Here is a 16,829-nt window from a genome sequence, read left to right as displayed (position 1 = left end):
CAGACGGGCCCGCTCCGGCCTGGGTGCCGGAAAGTTCCCGGAGGAATTTCTCCTCACCCCGCGCCGAGGGTGACCGGTCCCCGGAGCACCTTCAGGAAGGTGCTGAAGGTCGAAGGCGTCTGCCGCGGCGGCTCGTCCGGCCGTGCCGGTGCCCGGCACTGGTCGGGTGCCCGGACGAGTTCCCTCAGCTGCACCCTCAGGTCCCGCTTGCTCATGTCGGAGAGGATCCACCCCAGGGGCGCGGCGATGCCGGGCGGGCGGACGGGGCCGCGAAGAAGCTGCGCACCTGCGGGCACGCGACGCCGTCGACCCGGATCGCCGACGCGTCGGCGGCGATGCCCGGCAGCGCGCCGGTGAACCGGTACAGCCCCAACTGCCCCAGTGTGGACACGCTCAGCGCGGCCTTGGGGGACCTGCCGGCGATCAGGGGGCGACGGCCTCCTGCTGACGTTCGACGTCGGGCGCCGCGGCCTTGGACTGGTAGTGGTTGTCGAGGACGACGAGGAGCGGGAGGACGTAGCGGCCGTCGGCTCCTGCGCCCCCCTCGTATCCGGCGGCGACGGCCCGGTTGTGGGCGCCGACGAGTGGTTCGACCGCCGTGGCGGCTCGCCGCCGCCGGTGCTCGCCGGTGGCGTCGTCACTTCCATGCGCCGACAGTTCAGCGTCAGCCGGAGTTCACATCGGTGCCGTTCAGCAGCAGCACCGGGCGGGGGCCGGCATCGGTGCCGTTCAGCAGCAGCACCGGGCGCGGGCCGGCATCGGGGCGGGACTGGAGGGAACTCGTGAAGAAGTCGTCCTGGAGGCGCTCGTCCAGGTTCTCCCACGAGCGTTCGAACACCGTGGCGCGGTCGCCCGGCCGCAGGTCTCCCAGACTGTTGATCCCGTGCAGGGCGCGCGGCAGATCGCGGTAGAACATGGCGGCCAGGTCGGAGGCGAGCGTGTCCTCTCCGGAGAGGCGGGCGGCGAAGTCCCGGCCGGCACTCGCAGCGGGCTCGCCTTCCCGCGGTCCCAGCCCGTGGCCGACCAGGCCCAGAGAGCCACCGGACACACCGCTGGCGCCGAAGAGCATCTCCCGGGCGCACGGGCTCCTGGTCGTCTCGTCCATGGCGGCCCCGGTCCAGTACGCCGCGCGGATTCCGCCGCCTGGCGCGGCGACGAAGACCATCGGCACGGCCGTTGTGGGCTTGAGCGTCTTGTCGGCATCCATGCAGGCCTGCACCGCCGCTCGCCAGGCGCCGAAGAAGGCCTTCGCCTCGTAGGGTTGGGCCGGCGCGGCCGGGGCGGCGCCCGATGCCGACCGCGGCTTGAGCCGCACCTCGTGGTAGCCGCCGGCGGTGTCCAGCTGGGCCTCCAGCACCAGCGCAGCGACGACCAGCAGCCAGACCGGAGTGAGCCGGAAGCGCAGGTAGCGCAGTGCCGGCAGCGGCAGGTGGAACTCGGAGCGCCGTGCCAGCCAGCCCGCGACGAGCGTCACGGTCGTCAGCAGGACGACGAGGACACCGAGGCTGCGCAGTCGCGGCCCCCACACGCCCGGCCAGACGGTCAGGAGGACTCCCAAGACGATCGCCGCTGCCAACAGCACGGCGCCGAGGGTGGTTGGCAGCCATGGTGCCGCCCTCGGAGCCGTCCCTGGAAGGGCCTTCGTCTCCGGAACCGATTCGGCATCCGCCTCCCGAACCGTCGCAGAACGCGCCTCCGGTCCCGTCTCCGCCGCCGGGCTCGGAGCGGCGGGCTCGAGCCACCGGTCCTCGCCCATCCGGACCAGTTCGTTGACCACCGGACCGGTCAATGCCGCAGTGCCCACTCCGATCCAGAACAAGAGCTGCACGTACCCGTAGACCCCGATCTGGTCCACCTCGCCTGCGCGCTCCACGATCTCGGGACCGAGCAGCTACGGCCGGGCAAAGGCACGCACGAGCGCTAGGCCGGCGATGACGAGCGGGAGTACGGCCAGCACGCGGCCACGCCTCCGACAGCAACACGATTCCCTCCCGCCAGACCTACTGGACCGATCACAACGGGTACCCGGTAGGCAGGCCCAAGGGCGGCCCGGGTCAGACCTGGTCCATCGTGAAATGGACCCCCAGCGAGCCCGAGCCCGGCACCAGCCTGTCCGACGCCGGTACTTACGGGCCTGTTCGGACCCCTCGACGTCTTCGGAACCGGCGGAATCTGACCCACACACTGGCCGCGCAAGCCTGGCAACGCACATCCGATGCGGGCGGCGCACCACTTGTAGGGTGCGCTGCCCTCGCCGACACCCTCCGCGTCCCGCGCCCATGGCAAGTCCACCCTGCCTCCGGTGCGCGAGCACGGCCGGCCTGAGGGGCCGCCTGCGCCGGTACCCGCTCCTGGCACCTGCGGGGACGGCCCGGCGCCGGCGGCCGTGAAGTCGCTGCCATCGTCTCGCCGCTACTTTACGTAGCAGAACAAGGGAGCCTGCTTCTTGCACCCAGATCGGTGCTCTGGCTTCCTGACGGCACTGAACCAGCACCGCTCGTTTCCCGTGCTGGTTCCGTGCTGACTTCAGCCCGCTGCTTCACGAGAAACCGCAGGTCCTAGCCCTGAGCCGATGAGTTGTCATACCACTCGATGGTGGTACCGATCAGACTTGCGGCGACGATGCGCTTGAGAGCGCCGGGAGGCGTGGGAGCGTGTGTTGCGGCGGCCATGTGCACCACTTCCGAGCGGGTGACGGGGACTGTTTCGTGTCGCCACACCGTAGGAAAGCACAGGTCACCGGCGTATGTGGTGGGACACCACAGTTCGGGGTGCGAGGGTGCGGGCGGGCACCATGCCCGGCCTCCCGCATCCCGGCGAGCGTGCCGTCGCTGCCCTACGGGGCCGGGCGAGTGGGCGGCTCTCAAAGAGCTCGCGCTCTCGGCGCGCCAGCGCCGAAGTCCCAGCCGGTGATCGCCTCGCGCATCAGCCGGGCGGCGGGCGACAGATGGCTGTCCCTGATGAGGTCGGCGACGGCACTCGACCCGTCCCCTTACAGACGACCTTCGGGGTGAGCCCCCCGCGCGGCAGCCGGTCGAGCAGCCGCCGCGGCCCGGCGTCGTTCAGTCGCAGCCGACCGCCACGGTCGAACAGCGGCGTCCCGGGCTCACCCTCCAGCCGGGCGATGGTGTGACTCAGCGACGGCTGTGCGATGCCGAGTTCCTCGGCGGCGAGCAGTCGGTGCGGTCAGCCGGCAGCTCGCAGCCGGCGACCGCGAGTGCCGCACGTGCCTTGGCGGGTTGCGGCGTTGTCGCAAGGCTGCGCGCCGGACCGGCGGAGGTTTACGGCGCATGCATTGACAGACCGGCGGCGGGTGCGTCTAACCTCCGACCTGTACTGCGCCAAGGAGCCCGCGCCCGAACGACCATCGGGTGCGGCTCGCCACGGGGGGAACGTTCACATGGCGATCTGTGCTGCCCAGGCCGCAACAGCGGCGGCATGCCTTCAAGGGAATGCGGCACCGCGCGGAACCAGCGCCGGGCCAGGTCCGGCCTGACGCTCGTCACGTCTCCTCTCCACCGGTCAGTCATTCCTTTCCGGGCCCGGCCCCCTGGCGGGAGACCGGGCCGCCCCTCACCGAGAGAAGGCACGATGCTCCGACACAGGCTGCGGACGGCGCTCACCGCGCTGACCGGCGTCCTGCTGGCGGGCGGCCTGGTGGCGACGACGCCCCAGGTCGCCCGGGCCGCCGATCCACCACCTCTGCCGCTGCCGGTCTCCTGCGGACCGACCGCGTGGAAGGTGAGCCAGCACTACGAGGACTTCAAAGCGTCCGACGGGCCTTGGAGGGTGGCGCCCGGGGACAACCTCGAGGTGACCGTCACCAAGTCCGACACGGTGGAGCTGAGCACCCAGTTCACGGCCGGCATGTCGGTCGAGTACGTCGTCGCCAAGGTCAACCTCGAGATACAGATCGGTGCGAAGGCGTCCTGGACGAGTTCGGTGGGTCTGAAGACCAACACCGTGTCCCCGTCGCACGAGATCACCTTCGTCTCCTACGGCATCTTCACCGAGCGCGTCTTCCTGACGCGTGAGTGGCTGCCGGCCGGATGCAACGCCGGCATGGAGCACTTCGTGGGCCACGAGAGCGCGCTGTGGGTGAACCTGCCCAAGAGCGAGGGCTTCAAGAAGGTCACGCAGGGCACGGGACGGGGCGGTGGCTCGGCGCCCGGTCCGACCAACCCGCCCGCCCCGCCGCAGCCGCAGCCCGTGACTTCGGTCCACGGTCTGCCCGACGGCACGCTCCTGCACACGACGGACACGCGGCGCATCTACAAGATGGTCGGTGGCGCCCCGGTCTGGCAGGCCACGTGCGACGGCGGGATCTGCGACTCCACGCCCCGGCCCACGTACCAGTCGGTCATCGACGCCGGTCCGAAGGTTCCGCGCAACGGCTCGTCGGCCATCGACCAGCGCGGCCGCGTGTACATCTTCGCGGGCGGTGCGCCGCTGCACCAGTCGCACTGCAACTCCCCTGTGAACTGCGGCCGTCCGCCCAAGATCTCGGACTGGTCGGTCGACGCCCGCGACCACATGAACCGGGTGCCGTCCGACGGGACGCTGGTGCAGGGCTGGAACGGCGGCAACGGGACTCCGGTGGCGCAGGTCGTCGGCGGGGCGCGCATCAACTTCGGCTCGCCGCAGGAGGTCGTCGACACCGGCCATGGCGCGGACTGGCCCTCCAAGGTCGTCATCGTGTCGGACTACTCGTTCAACAACCTCGGCACGGTCCCGGCGGACGGCACCCTCGTCCAGGGAACGGGCGGCGGCTCATCGACGCCGGTGGCCATGTTCGTGGCCGGGTCGCGCATCAACTTCGCCTCGCCCGAGGAAGTCGTCGAGACCGGATACGGGGCGAACTGGCGTGAGAAGGTGCGCGCGATCCCCAGCCGTGCTTTCAACGAGTTCCATGCCGACATCCCGCCGGACGGCTCGCTGGTCCAGGGCATCGCGAACGGTGTGCCGACGCCGGTGGCGATGATGCTCGGCGGCGCGCGGATCAACTTCGCCTCCCCGCAGGAGGTCATCGACGCGGGCTTCGGCACCGACTGGGCGAGCAAGGTCCGTACGGTCCCGGCGCGCGCGTTCAACATGATCCGGGCCGACGTGCCCGACGACGGCATCCTGATCCAGGGCACCGGCGGAAGCACCCCGGTCGCGGCGATCATCGGCGGCGCGCGGGTCAACTTCGCCTCGCCGCAGGAGGTCGTCGACTCGGGCTTCGGTACGGACTGGGCGTCGAAGGTCCGTCCGCTGCCGGGGCGGGCGTTCAGCCTCATCCCGGACCGGATCGCGGACGGCACGCGCGTGAAGAAGGCGAGCAGCAGTTCGCAGGCCGGCATCGTCGGCCGGGCGAAGGTACCGTTCGTGTCGATGGACGAGCTGATCGCCTGCGGGTTCGGCGAGAAGCGGATGTGGACGATTCCCGACCGTGTGTGGGACGCCCTGCCGACCAGGATCGCCGACGGGACGCGCATCGCCAAGAGCGGTGCCTCCTCGGAGGCAGCGGTTGTCGGTGGCGCCAGGGTGGACTTCCACAGCGAGGCCGAGCGCAACGACGCCGGGTACGGCACCAAGGCGCGCGAGGTCGTCCCCGCCCGCGTGTGGGACGCCATGACCACGAAGATCGCCGACGGCACCCGGATCGCCAAGAGCGGCTGGTCGTCGGAAGCGGCCGTGGTCGGCGGAGCCCGCGTGGACTTCCACAGCGAGGCCGAGCGCAACGACGCCGGGTACGGCACCAAGCCGCGCCTGGTCATCCCCGTCCGGGTCTGGGACGGCATGACCACGAGGATCGCCGACGGCACCCGGATCGCCAAGAGCGGGGCCACATCGGAAGCGGCGGTGGTCGGCGGAGCCAGAGTCGACTTCCACTCCATGGACGAACTCCAGCAGGCCGGGTACGGCACCAAGCCGCGCCTGGTCATCCCCGCCCGCGTGTGGGACGGCATGACCACGAAGATCGCCGACGGCACCCGGATCAAGGACGCCGGCTCTCTGAGCCAGGCGGCGGTCGTGGGCGGGGCGAAGGTTCCGTTCCACAGCATGGAGGAGCTGACGGCGAGCGGATACGCGAACGTGCCCATGCAGGTCGTCCCCCAGCGCGTCTGGCAGTCGCTGCCCACGGAGTTCGCCGACGGCACCCGGCTGAAGTCCCCGGACTCCGCGGCCGTCTGGCTGGTCACCCAAGGCCGCCGGAGCCCGACCGACGCGGCCACCGGGGTGTGGACGGTCCCGCAGCGCGTGATCGACGCGGTGCCTCTGGCCTGATCCGGTGCGATGACACCGCGACGCTCGCAAGGAAGGCCGCTCGGGGACACCCGGGCGGCCTTCCACCGTTGTACCTCTCGCCCCGACCGACGCCGCATGACGGTGAACTGCCGCACGCCCTCGGACCGGAGGCCGCCGCAGGCTGGTACCGGGGGCGGCGACGGCAGGCCGTCAGGCCGTCGCCGCCGGGGTCACCTCCACGCTGTAGATCAGGAACCGGTGGTCGGAGAGGTTCGTCTCGCCTTCCGGGGCCTTGGGTTCGACGTCGCACCAGCGGCCCTTGAGGTTGCTGAAGAGGTAGTCGAGCTTGACGCCGGCTTCGTGGGTCGGGGCGCCCGTCCGTCGGTTCGGGTAGTTCTGCTGGTCGCACTCGGCGTAACCCGCTTCGCCCGGAAGCCCGTACAGCTCGGCCGGCTTCCACACCTTGGCGTGCTCGGCCCCGGCCTCCGGCGTACGGGTGTTGAAGTCGCCGCCGAAGACGACCTGGGGGAAGTCCTCGACGACGTCCTTGACGGCCAGCTGGTAGTCGTCGCGGTAATCCAGCTGAGGGAAGTCCTGGTCCGACTCGCTGCGCGGGGAGTGGACGTTGCACAGTCGGACCTCGAAGTAGGTGGCCGTCGCGCACTGGAACGGCGGGACCAGCGCCGTCTGAGGCTGCAGCATCGGGTACCGCACCGGATCCGCGAGGCCCGCCTTCACCACGATCGCGGTGCCGACGTTGTCGTCGGCGTCCTTCGGCTGGCTGGTGCCCGGCAGGGTCTCGCAGGGGCTGACCGTCAGTGCGCCCTTCTGCGACCAGTGGTACGGGGTGAAGTTCACGCTCCACGCGGTACCGAGCTGCGACGTGAGCTCGGTCAGCGTGCTCTGGCAGACCTCCTGCAGGAGCATGGCCTGGACGTACTTGTCCTGCACCTTCTGCTTCAGCAGCGCGACCTTCTCCGTGACCTTCCGCTCTCCGCAGCCCCAGCGCGGTACGTCACACATGTTCCAGTCCAGTACCTGCAGGTTCGTGCCCGCCGGCGGCGGTACCGCGGCGCTTCCGCCCGGCACGGCGCCGACGATCACCAGTGCGGCGGCAGCCGCCATCCCCCATGTCTTGCGCACTTCTCTCCCCTGACGTTGCCCATTGCTGTTCGACGTCGATCATCTTCCGTGCCGGGCCGTCCTTCAGGGGGCCGGAGGCGCCACCAGGGGGACCCTGGGTGCCAACCGGCTCGCCCCAGGGCCTGCGCCGAAGGACCTCGCCGTCTTGGCGCAGAGTGCGCCCATGGCCGTAGCCGATCTTGTGCTTTGTGGTGATCTATGATCTCCGTACGTGGCTAGACATCACGGGACCATGTCCTCCGCGCTTGCCCGGCTGAGCGTCAGTACGGCAAGGCTCGCCGGCGTCCCGCACGTCGACTACGCACACCTCCTGGGTCTGGCGCCGGAGTACCTCGACGACGACCGGTGCCGCATACCCTCCGCCACCGCGGTCCGCATCGCCGAGCTGGCGACCGGCCGCCTGGCCTGGCCGGATCTCGCCGTGCTGCTGACGGGGTCTTCGCGGGTAGGGGCGCTCGGCGTGTGGGACTACCTGATCACGGCCGCCCCCACTCCCTTGCAGGGCATCCGTGACGCGGCGGACCTCTTCGCCACCGTTGCCGACGTGGGCAGCGACCGCCTGCAGGTCAGCGTGGACGGTGGGCAGGTCACCATCAGCCACAGCAACCGTGCCGACATGGTCCACGAGGCGGCGTGCGCCATACGCGCCTACGGACTCGGCCTGTACCGAAGACGGCTCGGCGAAGCCGCACGCCGTGAACTCACCCCGGTCAAGGTGTCCCTGGCCGCCGCAGCGCCGGAACGGCACGACGCCCTGGTGCGCCTCTACGGAACCCGCGCCATCGACTTCGAAGCGCCGACCAGCTCGATCACCTTTCTCACCGCCGATCTGACCGTCCGGTCGCCGCACGCCCAGCCGGGCCTCTCCCCCGTCCTGCGGCAGCACGCCGAGAACACCCTCAACACCGCAAGACCGCTACACATCTGGCTGGATCTGTTCCACACCGCGCTCGAATCCGCCGGTGAGGAAGAAGACTTCACGCTGGAGGCGGTGGCGCGGCGGATGAGCCTCAGTGCCCGCACGCTGCAGCGACGCCTTGTCGAGCACGGCACCACGTGGAGCAGCGAGGTCGACAAGATACGCCGCGATCGTGTGACGCGGCTCCTGAGGGACACGAAGCTCAGCGTCGAAGCCATCGCCGGCCGCACCGGGTACGCCGACGCCCGCGCGCTGCGGCGAGCCGTTCAGCGCTGGCACGGCACCACGCCGGTCTCCTTGCGGCACACCGTCTTCCAGTGATGTCGAGGGCCGACCGGCGCACCCCGTCGCAAACCGCTCCAGCCTGCCCGACGGCGCGTGTCGATCATGCGAACCGCGCGTCAACGCTTCCTTCGCAGCGTTGACGTGCCTGGCCCGTCCCGCCGAGACTCCCGGCCCATGCAGCCCCCTGTCCCGCCGCGCCCTCGGCGCAGGCGACGCCGGCCGAACCGCGGGAGCGCCCCTGCCGCGCGGTGCCCGAGCTGACGAGCCGCCGGATGGATGCGCTTGCGCGACGGGTCACGAGACGCAGGTCAGTTCCGGTCCGGGCTGCATGCTTCCGGTGTACAGAGCCTGACCGTCCGGCATCCAGTAGCCGAGCTTCGACACCACCGTGGAGCACGCCGGCCCCACGAAGACGCGGACCGTCACCTTCTCCGGGCGGCCGGGCTGGAGCGTGGTGAGGGCGCAGTCGAGTGCGTGCGGGAGGCGGGTCGTCGCCGGGTACCGGCCGACCAGCGGATTGACGCAGCGGCCGTCGGCCGTGGAGAGCCGTACGCCGGTGCCCTCCTCGCCGATCAGGCCGAACCGGGCGCTGCCGTCGCCGTCCTCGCTGTCCCGGCGGACGGTGTAGGTCACCGTGGTCGTGGTGCCCCGGTGCAGAGTCGTGCGGTCCGCGGTGACGGCGTGGGTGGCCTGCGCCCGGGGGGCGGTCAGCGCCAGGGAGGCGCGGACGGTGCCCCGGAGGTCGACGCCCGCAGGATCGGACCGGATGTGGACGGAGCCGGTGACGTCGTAGGTGCCCGGTCCTGCGTACTCGGCCGGGCCGGGCAGGGTGCCGGCGAGCGTGGTCCCCGCGTGTCGGGCCGTCCAGGTGCCGGTGCTGCGGCAGCTGTACGCGGTGCGCGAGCCGACGCGCCCGCAGGAGGCCGGCGCCGAGACGGTGAGGCGCAGGCCGCCGCTGTCCGCGCACAGACCGACCTCGGCGTACGCGCCGTCCGCGCCGTGCAGGGTCCCGGCGGACGCGCAGTGCGTGGCGGGCTCCCCGGCCGTGGGAGTCGGCGGCGCGGCGGACGGCCGGCCCCAGGCCGGGGCGACCAGTGCGAGGAGCGGCAGCGCCACCGCCCCGGCCAGTACCCTCGGGGTGGTGGTCGGACGGAACGGCGCCATGTCTCTCCCGGCGGTCCTGACCGGCCCCGTGCCGGTCGCCCTTCCCGAGGATGGGGGGACGCCTCGCCCGTCCGCGGGAGCCCCTGCCGGATGTCACCCGAGGGCACCAACCGCCGAAGGGTCGACGGGGTCGGAGCGCGGCGCGCCCCAGGGGCCGTGATCGGGCCACGCCGGTTCGTTTCCTCCCGGCCGTCGTCGGCGGCGTGCTTCAGTCGGCCTTCGCCGACTCGTCGAAGAAGCGCACGACCCTGGGCACGGCTTGCCGGACCGATCCGTTGTGGTCGTAGTCGCCGACGTCGGTCAGTCGGGGCGCGGCGCCGTTGCGCGTCAACTGATCGGCGCAGTACGCCGCATGACTGAAGTCGATGTCCTTGTCGCCCCGACCGTGGAAGATCTCCACCCGTACGTTCGGCCGCCAGTCGCATGTGGTGTCCATCGGTCGCAGCCTGTCCTTCAGGACACCGTCGGGCTTGCGGATCTTGTCCAGGAAGTCCTCGGTGAAGAGGTGCCTGGACTCCGGCGGGAGTTCGCCGGCGATCTGGCCGGGGGTGTGATGGCCGTCGAAGAGGCCCTCCACCTTGCTGTCGTAGGGGGAGCGGTAGACATCGCCGGGTGCCGTGTAGAGGCCGTACATCTTCTTCCAGGCGGTGGCGAAGTAGGCGAGGTAGAGGCTGGCTTTGGCGATCTTGTCGTCGGCCGCGGCGGCCTCGAAGGCCGAGAGGTTGAAGGGGCCGCCGATCGGGGCGAGGGCCCCCAGCCGGAAGTAGCGGTCGGCGTCCTCCTGCTGAAGCGCCCGGCCGACCAGCATGGTCGCGGGGCCGCCCTGCGAGAACCCGCTGACCTGGACCTTGCGCTTCAGCTCCCGGCCGTTTCGGTGGGCAAGGGTCCGGGCCGCGCGCAGGGCGTCCACCGAGGCCGCGACGGTGGCCCGGGGGTCACCGTACGGGTGGAAGCCCTCGCCCGAGCCGAGGCCCACGTAGTCGGGTGCCGATACGGCCCGCCCGGTCGAGGCGAACAGCAGGGCGACGAGCCGGTCGTTCGACCGCGGATTCTCCGAGGCGACGTCCTTGCGGTAGACGGTGGTGCCGTGCAGCCAGGAGACGGTGGGCAGGTGGCGCGCCCCGTTCTTGGGCAGGACGACGAGCTGGCTCGCGGTCGTGGGGGCGCCCGCGCTGTCGGTGGTGCGGTAGGTCATCCGATGGGCGGTCACGCCGTGCCGCACCTGGGAAGAGTCGATCTTTCCTCGTAGCTCCCCGGCCACTTCCTCCGCAGTGAGGTCGGCCACTTGCTCGACGGAGACGACAGCCCCGCCTCGTACCCGCTCACTGGGCGAGCCTGCCGCCGCCGAGACCGGAGCCAGGGCGGACACACTGCCGAGGACCGCCGCACCAGCCGCGATCCGGATACTTGTTCGCCGTAACGTCATGGATGGATCATGCCTGTCGGCCGCTGCGCCGGGACATGGAGCCAGCCCCCGGGCCGCCTAGGGGGACAACCCCTCGGGACAATGCCGGAGAACGGTGCGACACGCCGCAGGAACGCGCGCGTTCACCCCGAGGCGAGAGAAACGGCCCCCGCCATCGCCGCCGTGGCGCGGTAGGTGCTGGGGTTGCGGCCCTTGTGGCGCTTGAAGGCGGCACTGAAGCCGAAGGCGTCGGCATAGCCGACGGCCTTGGCGATCTGGGCGATGCCGAGGTCCGTGTCGGACAGCAGCGCCTCGGCCTCGTCCATGCGGCATTCGGTGACGTAGGCGAGGGGCGGACGGCCCATCAGCTGAGTGAAGCGCCTGGCGAACAACGCCCGGGAGACGCCGGCTCGCGCGGCCAGGGCAGCCACCGTCCAGGGCTCGGCGGGGCGGTCGTGAAAGGACCTCAGGGCGGGTGCGAGGACCGGGTCGGCCAGGCCCCGGTACCAGCTGGGCGCATCGGCGCCCGCCTTCTCGAACCAACTGCGCAACGTGCAGACCAGGGCCCAGTCGAGGAGCCGGTCCATCAACGCCTGTGAACCGGCGGAGAGATGGGCGGCGTCGGCGGCGGCCGTCTCCAGCCAGGCGCAGACCTCGGCGTCCTCCTCGACCACCAGGACGGGCGGCAGGGCACGCAGGAGCCGCTCGTGGCGGTGACCCGAGGCGCGGTACGCGCCCACGATCAGCGCGGTCGCCTGCTCCGAGTCGGTGCCCCACTGAATACCGCCGAGTTCCTGGGCGCCGCAGTCGGCACTGCCGGCGCTGTCGGTGAAACACGTGATCTCGTACGTGGCGTGGGAGGTGTGCGGGGTGGCGGGGTGGTCCACGAGGTGGAACGGGCCGGGGCCGCGCACGATGGCGGTGTGGCCCGCGCCGATCGCCCGCTCCGTTCCGTCGGGCAGCAGCAGGACGCCCCCGCCCCGCAGCACGCTGATCATGGTGAGCGGCGCGTCGTCGGCGAAGCGGACGGCCCAAGGCACCGTCAGTACGGCGTGGCTGACGACCGCCCCCTCGGCCCGGATGCCGCTCAGGAGCGAACTCAGAGGATCCATGGAAGCCACCGTAGACGATCTCCTATGGTTCGGAGCGCTTCTCCCATGGATCATCCACGTCTTCAGGGCTGTACTGGACTCGTACTTCGGACCGACCGAGACCAGCCGGGAGACACCGTGACGCAGCACGACAGCCGTACCAGGACAGCCCTCGTCGTCGTCGCACACCACCGCACCGATTCGCTCACCGCGCACACGGCCCGCCGTGCCGCCGCCCGGCTCGAAGCCGCCGGCTACCGCGTCGACCTGCTCGACCTGCACGCGGAGGGGTTCGACCCTCGGATGAACCCGGCGGACCAGCCGGACTGGGGCAACCGGGAGAAGACGTACTCGCAGGAGGTGCACGCCCACATGCAGCGCATCCTCGACGCCGATGCGGTCGTGGCGGTGTTCCCCGTGTACTGGCAGAGCGTGCCCGCCATCCTCAAGGGCTGGATCGACCGCGTCTGGAACTACGGCTTCGCCTACGGCCGCAGCAAGCCCCGACTCGGCGGCAAGCGCATCCTGTGGCTGGGCCTGGCCGGCGCCACCTCCGACGATCCGGTCGTGGCCGGCATGCAGACCGTCCTGGAAACGACCCTGAACGACGGCATCGCTTCTTACTGCGGCTTCTCCCACTCCACCGTCGGCCTCCTCACCGACGCGGAGGAGCGCCCTCAGCGCGTCGACGCCGAAGGCAACCTCCTGGTGGGCGACGCGGTGACGGGGGCGGAGCGAGAGGAGCAGTACGCGGCTTTCGACCGTCGTGCACGGGAGTTCGTGGACGCGTTCGTCGCCGAGGAACTCGTGGCGGTCTGACCGCCCGCGGCGTACGCGGCCACACCGAACTGAGGAGGTTCGGCCCCGAGCCGCGAGGGGTCGGTCGAGGACGGTCGGCCGGCCCGCAGCGGGCGCCCCCTGGTGATCCGAGTCAGAGATTCGTGCCGCTGTGAGCTCGGGACACCAGAAGACACCGTGTGTGGTGGGGGGTTCCAGCCACTTGGCGGGGGCGCTGCCGACGATCGTCGGATGGCCGACGGGAGGCACGGGCTTCCAGGCTGGTGGCATGTCAGAGCGTGCGCGGGAGCGGGAGCCCAGCACTTCCCGTCGGCCGCCGGCCGGAGCAGGGGACCGTGGGAACGTCGGGCGGCGGTTCGGACCGATGCCCGCCGCCGCTGACGCGCTGCGCGGGAGAGCACGTACGGAAGGAAGCTTGTGAACACCGCATCCGCCCCGGAGGCGACGGGTGCCCAGTCCCTGCGCGTCCGCGAGACGCTCAAGGCGCTGTACGGGTACGTCCGCCCGCACCGGTGGACCGTCGCACTCGGTCTGTTGCTGGCGCTGGTGGGCGCCGCCGGCGGGCTGCTGCAGCCGCTGGCCACGAAGGCGCTGGTCGACCGGCTCTCGTCCGGCGGCACGCTCGCCGCCATCCTGCTGGCGCTGACCGTGCTGGTGCTGCTGAGCACGGTGGCCGAGGCGTTCGGCGCCTATGTGCTGGAGCGGACCGCGGAGTCGGTGGTCCTGGCCGCTCGCCGCAGCCTGATCGGCCGGCTGCTGCGGCTGCGGCTCTCGGCGGTGGACCGGATGCAGCCGGGCGATCTGATGTCACGGGTTACCTCCGACACCACGCTCCTGCGTGCCGTCAGCACCCAGGCGGTGGTCAACGCCGCGACGGGGGCGCTCACGCTGATCGCGGCGGTCGTGGTGATGGCCTTCCTCGATGTCGTCCTGCTCGGCGTCACCCTCGTCGTGGTCCTGGTCGTCGGCGCGGGCGCCGCCCTGGTGATGCCGAGGATCGGGCAGGCCGCCGAGCGCTCCCAGGCCGCGGTCGGGGAGATGTCCACCGGCCTGGAGCGGGTCTTCGGCGCGTTCCGCACGGTGAAGGCGTCCGGCGCCGAGGAGCGGGAGACCGCCCGCGTCGAGGCGTCGGCCCGGCGGGCATGGCGCCACGGCGTGCGCGGCGCCAAGTGGGAGGCCCTGCTGGGAACGGCGGACAACCTCGCCGTCGAGCTGGCGTTCCTCGCGGTGCTCGCGGTCGGCGGGGCGCGGGTGGCGTCCGGGGACATCCCCGTCTCCACGCTCATCGCCTTCCTCCTGTACCTGTTCTACCTGATGGAGCCGGTGTACAAGCTGGTCGAGGCCGCCTCCGCGTACCAGGAGGGCGCGGCCGCGGTCTGCCGGATCAAGGAGGTGGACCGCCTGGCGGCGGAGCCGCCGGCCACGTACGAGCCGGTGCGGACCGGGGTGCGTCCGGCGTCGGTCCGCTTCGAGGACGTGTCGTTCCGCTACGGGCCCGGGCTGCCGTACATCCACCGGCAGGTGGACTTCGAGGCGCCGGGCGCCGGGATGACCGCCTTCGTCGGGCCTTCGGGCGCGGGCAAGTCGACGGTCTTCTCGCTCATCGAACGGTTCTATGAGACGACCGGCGGGCGCATCCTGGTCGACGGACGGGAGATACGGCAGTGGCCGCTGTCCGAGCTGCGGTCCGTCATCGGGTACGTCGAGCAGGACGCTCCGGTTCTGGCCGGCACGCTGCGGGAGAACCTGCTCTTCAGCGCGCCCGGCGCGACGGAGGACGACGTCCGCGCCGTCCTCGCCAGGACCGGGCTCGACACCCTCGTCGACCGTCTCCCGCACGGCCTGGACACCCTGGTCGGGCACCGCGGCTCGAAGCTGTCCGGCGGTGAGCGCCAGCGCGTAGCCATCGCCCGCGCGCTGCTGCGCAGACCTCGGCTGCTGCTCCTGGACGAGGCGACCTCACAGCTCGACGCCGTGAACGAGCTGGCGCTGCGGGACGTCATCGCCGAGACGGCACGCGAGACCACCGTCCTGGTGGTGGCACACCGCCTGTCCACGGTGACGGACGCCGACCGCATCGTCGTCATGGACGCCGGCAGGGTCCGCGCGATCGGCACCCATGAGGAGCTGGTGGCCGGGGACGAGCTGTACGCACAGCTCGCCGCGACCCAGCTCTTGCTCCCGGCCGAGTGCCCGGGCCGCTGAGAGAAGTCCCCGGGCTGCCCCCGCCGCACGACGGGGGCAGCTCTGCTGGACGGCGAAGTGGCACCGGACAGCCGTCGATTCCGCGGCACGGAGGAGGCGTGCAGGCGGGCGAGGGGCGTCGAGGCGAGGCCGTGGAGCAGGACGCCGTGCACAGTGATGGTCATGGCGTACAGGGCGGTGTCCGCGCAGGGGCCGTCGGGGAGCGCCTTGCAGGCGAGCAGGCCGAGCACGATCGCCTGGCGTCCGGTCGGGCACGCCGCCGAACGTCGAGGGCCGTCGGATCCGGGGCGGGCCGTGAGAGTCCGCCCGCCCCGGCCGGCGTCACCGGACGTACTTCGCCGGCTTGGTGGCGGCGTTGAGCAGCGCCTCCAGCGGTCCGCGGCGGAAGAGGCGGGACCAGACCGCGGCGAACGCGATGGCCCCGAGGATGAACGTGAGGACGGGGATCCAGGAGGTCTGGGTGCTCTCGCCGGCCGATACGCCGAGCATGGACTGGGCGAGGAAGTGGCCGACGTAGGCCGTCAGGGACATGGTGCCCACGGCGATGACGGGTTTCGCGAGGCTGCGCAGGCGCGGCAGGCGGTCCATGAGCACCGTCGCTCCGACGATCACGAGGACGGCGACGCCGACGCTGCCGATGATGTCGAACGTGGTGCCGCTGTGCGGCCCGGCGGACAGCAGTTCCGAGGCCGCCCGCCGGGGGGTCTCGAGGGATCCGCTGCCCAAGGACGGCGCCGTCTCGAACCCTGCGGACGACGACTTCCCGTCCTCCGCCATGCTGCGCAGCGCGTTCGGGCCCGCCAGCAGCAGGGACAGGCCGTAGGCGCCGGCGGTCAGGGCGGCGCCGAGCGCGGCCAGGCGGCGCTGGACGGAAAGGGCCGACAGGTCCAGGCGGGCCAGCGCCATGCCGGCGACGACGAACGACATCCAGGTGATCGTCGGATAGAAGCCGGTGAGCAGCAGGTCGAGGACGCCGACCTCGCTGATCTTCTTGAGCGGATCGTAGGCGTCGACGGTCTGCTGGACGGACTCGCCGAGCCGCGAGTTCAGCACGAACGCCAGCTGCGGTGTGACGAGCGCGAGCCCGGCCGCGGTGATCGCCAGGGCCTTGGCGGACAGCCTCAGCAGGGGCAGTGCGAGGAGGAAGTAGACACCGTAGAAGCCGAGGATGATCACTCCCCCGTACTCCCTCGCCAGCACGGTGCCCAGGGCCAGCAGGACCACGGCGCGGATCGCGATCCGGGCCTTCGCCTGGCGGCCCGCCAGGCCGGTCTTCGGCTCACGGCGGCCGGCGATCAGCATCAGCGAGAAACCGGCGAGGGTGGCGAACAGCACCGACGAGTGACCGTCGGCGAGATACCGGACCCAGGTGCCGACGCCGTGCGTGGACGACAGCACCGGGCCGATGTGGACGATGTACATGCCGAACACCGCCAGCGCGCGGGCCAGGTCCACGCCGACCAGGCGTCCCATCGAGGGGCCGCCCGAAGGTTTCCCGGCGGAGTGGGGCGGGGCTGCGGGCACGGGAGATGTGTTCTCCGGCGGAGCTGACGTCGCCTGCGGCGGCTGTATCTGTGTCATACGAGGA

Annotated in this window: 13 protein-coding genes; 4 read left to right on the top strand and 9 right to left on the bottom strand. The window is 71.4% G+C overall.

From position 1 onward, the window contains the following. Nucleotides 1-53: 53 nt before the first annotated feature. From ACFY7C_RS18230 to ACFY7C_RS18215, 4 genes are all read right to left on the bottom strand, one after another. Nucleotides 54-215, bottom strand: a complete 162-nt coding sequence (locus tag ACFY7C_RS18230) for a hypothetical protein (protein ID WP_389651061.1) — start codon at nt 213-215, stop codon at nt 54-56. Then, the gene (locus ACFY7C_RS18225) at nt 212-391 is read right to left on the bottom strand and encodes a hypothetical protein (RefSeq protein ID WP_389651059.1); all 180 of its coding nucleotides are present in this window, start codon (nt 389-391) and stop codon (nt 212-214) included. The genes ACFY7C_RS18230 and ACFY7C_RS18225 overlap by 4 nt, the downstream gene beginning before the upstream one ends. Before the next feature lie 273 nt (nt 392-664). Further along, nucleotides 665-1,582 carry a hypothetical protein gene (locus ACFY7C_RS18220; RefSeq protein WP_389651056.1) on the bottom strand — a complete coding sequence of 306 codons (918 nt, stop codon included), beginning with the start codon at nt 1,580-1,582 and terminating at the stop codon, nt 665-667. Between the two features lie 1,343 nt (nt 1,583-2,925). Beyond that, nucleotides 2,926-3,177 carry a LysR family transcriptional regulator gene (locus ACFY7C_RS18215; RefSeq protein ID WP_389652730.1) on the bottom strand — a complete coding sequence of 84 codons (252 nt, stop codon included), beginning with the start codon at nt 3,175-3,177 and terminating at the stop codon, nt 2,926-2,928. A gap of 414 nt (nt 3,178-3,591) precedes the next feature. Between ACFY7C_RS18215 and ACFY7C_RS18210 the strand changes: the two genes are divergently transcribed. Beyond that, entirely contained in the window at nt 3,592-6,270 is a 2,679-nt protein-coding gene (locus tag ACFY7C_RS18210) for a hypothetical protein (RefSeq protein WP_389651054.1), read from the top strand. A 171-nt stretch (nt 6,271-6,441) separates the two neighbouring features. Here ACFY7C_RS18210 and ACFY7C_RS18205 read toward each other — a convergent pair whose 3' ends face one another. Beyond that, entirely contained in the window at nt 6,442-7,374 is a 933-nt protein-coding gene (locus tag ACFY7C_RS18205; RefSeq protein ID WP_389651051.1) for an endonuclease/exonuclease/phosphatase family protein, read from the bottom strand. Nucleotides 7,375-7,606: 232 nt separating this feature from the next. Here ACFY7C_RS18205 and ACFY7C_RS18200 point away from each other — a divergent pair, with 232 nt between their 5' ends. Further along, on the top strand, nt 7,607-8,614 hold the full coding sequence (locus tag ACFY7C_RS18200) for a helix-turn-helix domain-containing protein (RefSeq protein WP_389651048.1): 1,008 nt from the start codon (nt 7,607-7,609) through the stop codon (nt 8,612-8,614). Nucleotides 8,615-8,872: 258 nt separating this feature from the next. Here the strand turns inward: ACFY7C_RS18200 and ACFY7C_RS18195 are convergent, their stop codons facing one another. The 3 genes from ACFY7C_RS18195 to ACFY7C_RS18185 form a co-directional block, all read right to left on the bottom strand. Next, nucleotides 8,873-9,742 carry a hypothetical protein gene (locus ACFY7C_RS18195; protein ID WP_389651045.1) on the bottom strand — a complete coding sequence of 290 codons (870 nt, stop codon included), beginning with the start codon at nt 9,740-9,742 and terminating at the stop codon, nt 8,873-8,875. Nucleotides 9,743-9,950: 208 nt separating this feature from the next. Next, entirely contained in the window at nt 9,951-11,168 is a 1,218-nt protein-coding gene (locus tag ACFY7C_RS18190; RefSeq protein WP_389651043.1) for an alpha/beta hydrolase family protein, read from the bottom strand. A 122-nt stretch (nt 11,169-11,290) separates the two neighbouring features. Then, nucleotides 11,291-12,268, bottom strand: coding sequence for an AraC family transcriptional regulator (locus ACFY7C_RS18185; RefSeq protein WP_389651040.1), 978 nt, complete (start codon nt 12,266-12,268; stop codon nt 11,291-11,293). Nucleotides 12,269-12,376: 108 nt separating this feature from the next. On the opposite strand from ACFY7C_RS18185, the gene ACFY7C_RS18180 reads away from it, so the two are divergent. Together ACFY7C_RS18180 and ACFY7C_RS18175 are read left to right on the top strand one after the other, a co-directional pair. Beyond that, nucleotides 12,377-13,057, top strand: a complete 681-nt coding sequence (locus ACFY7C_RS18180; RefSeq protein WP_389651037.1) for an NAD(P)H oxidoreductase — start codon at nt 12,377-12,379, stop codon at nt 13,055-13,057. A 396-nt stretch (nt 13,058-13,453) separates the two neighbouring features. Then, nucleotides 13,454-15,241: an ABC transporter ATP-binding protein gene (locus ACFY7C_RS18175; protein ID WP_389651034.1), complete on the top strand. Its 1,788-nt coding sequence runs from the start codon at nt 13,454-13,456 to the stop codon at nt 15,239-15,241. Between the two features lie 321 nt (nt 15,242-15,562). Here the strand turns inward: ACFY7C_RS18175 and ACFY7C_RS18170 are convergent, their stop codons facing one another. Then, on the bottom strand, nt 15,563-16,714 hold the full coding sequence (locus tag ACFY7C_RS18170) for a DUF418 domain-containing protein (protein ID WP_389651031.1): 1,152 nt from the start codon (nt 16,712-16,714) through the stop codon (nt 15,563-15,565). Between the last annotated feature and the right edge of the window lie 115 nt (nt 16,715-16,829).

The organism is Streptomyces sp. NPDC012769, from assembly GCF_042901205.1.
GTDB lineage: Bacteria > Actinomycetota > Actinomycetes > Streptomycetales > Streptomycetaceae > Streptomyces.
This window is presented reverse-complemented; position numbering and strand designations above follow the sequence as displayed.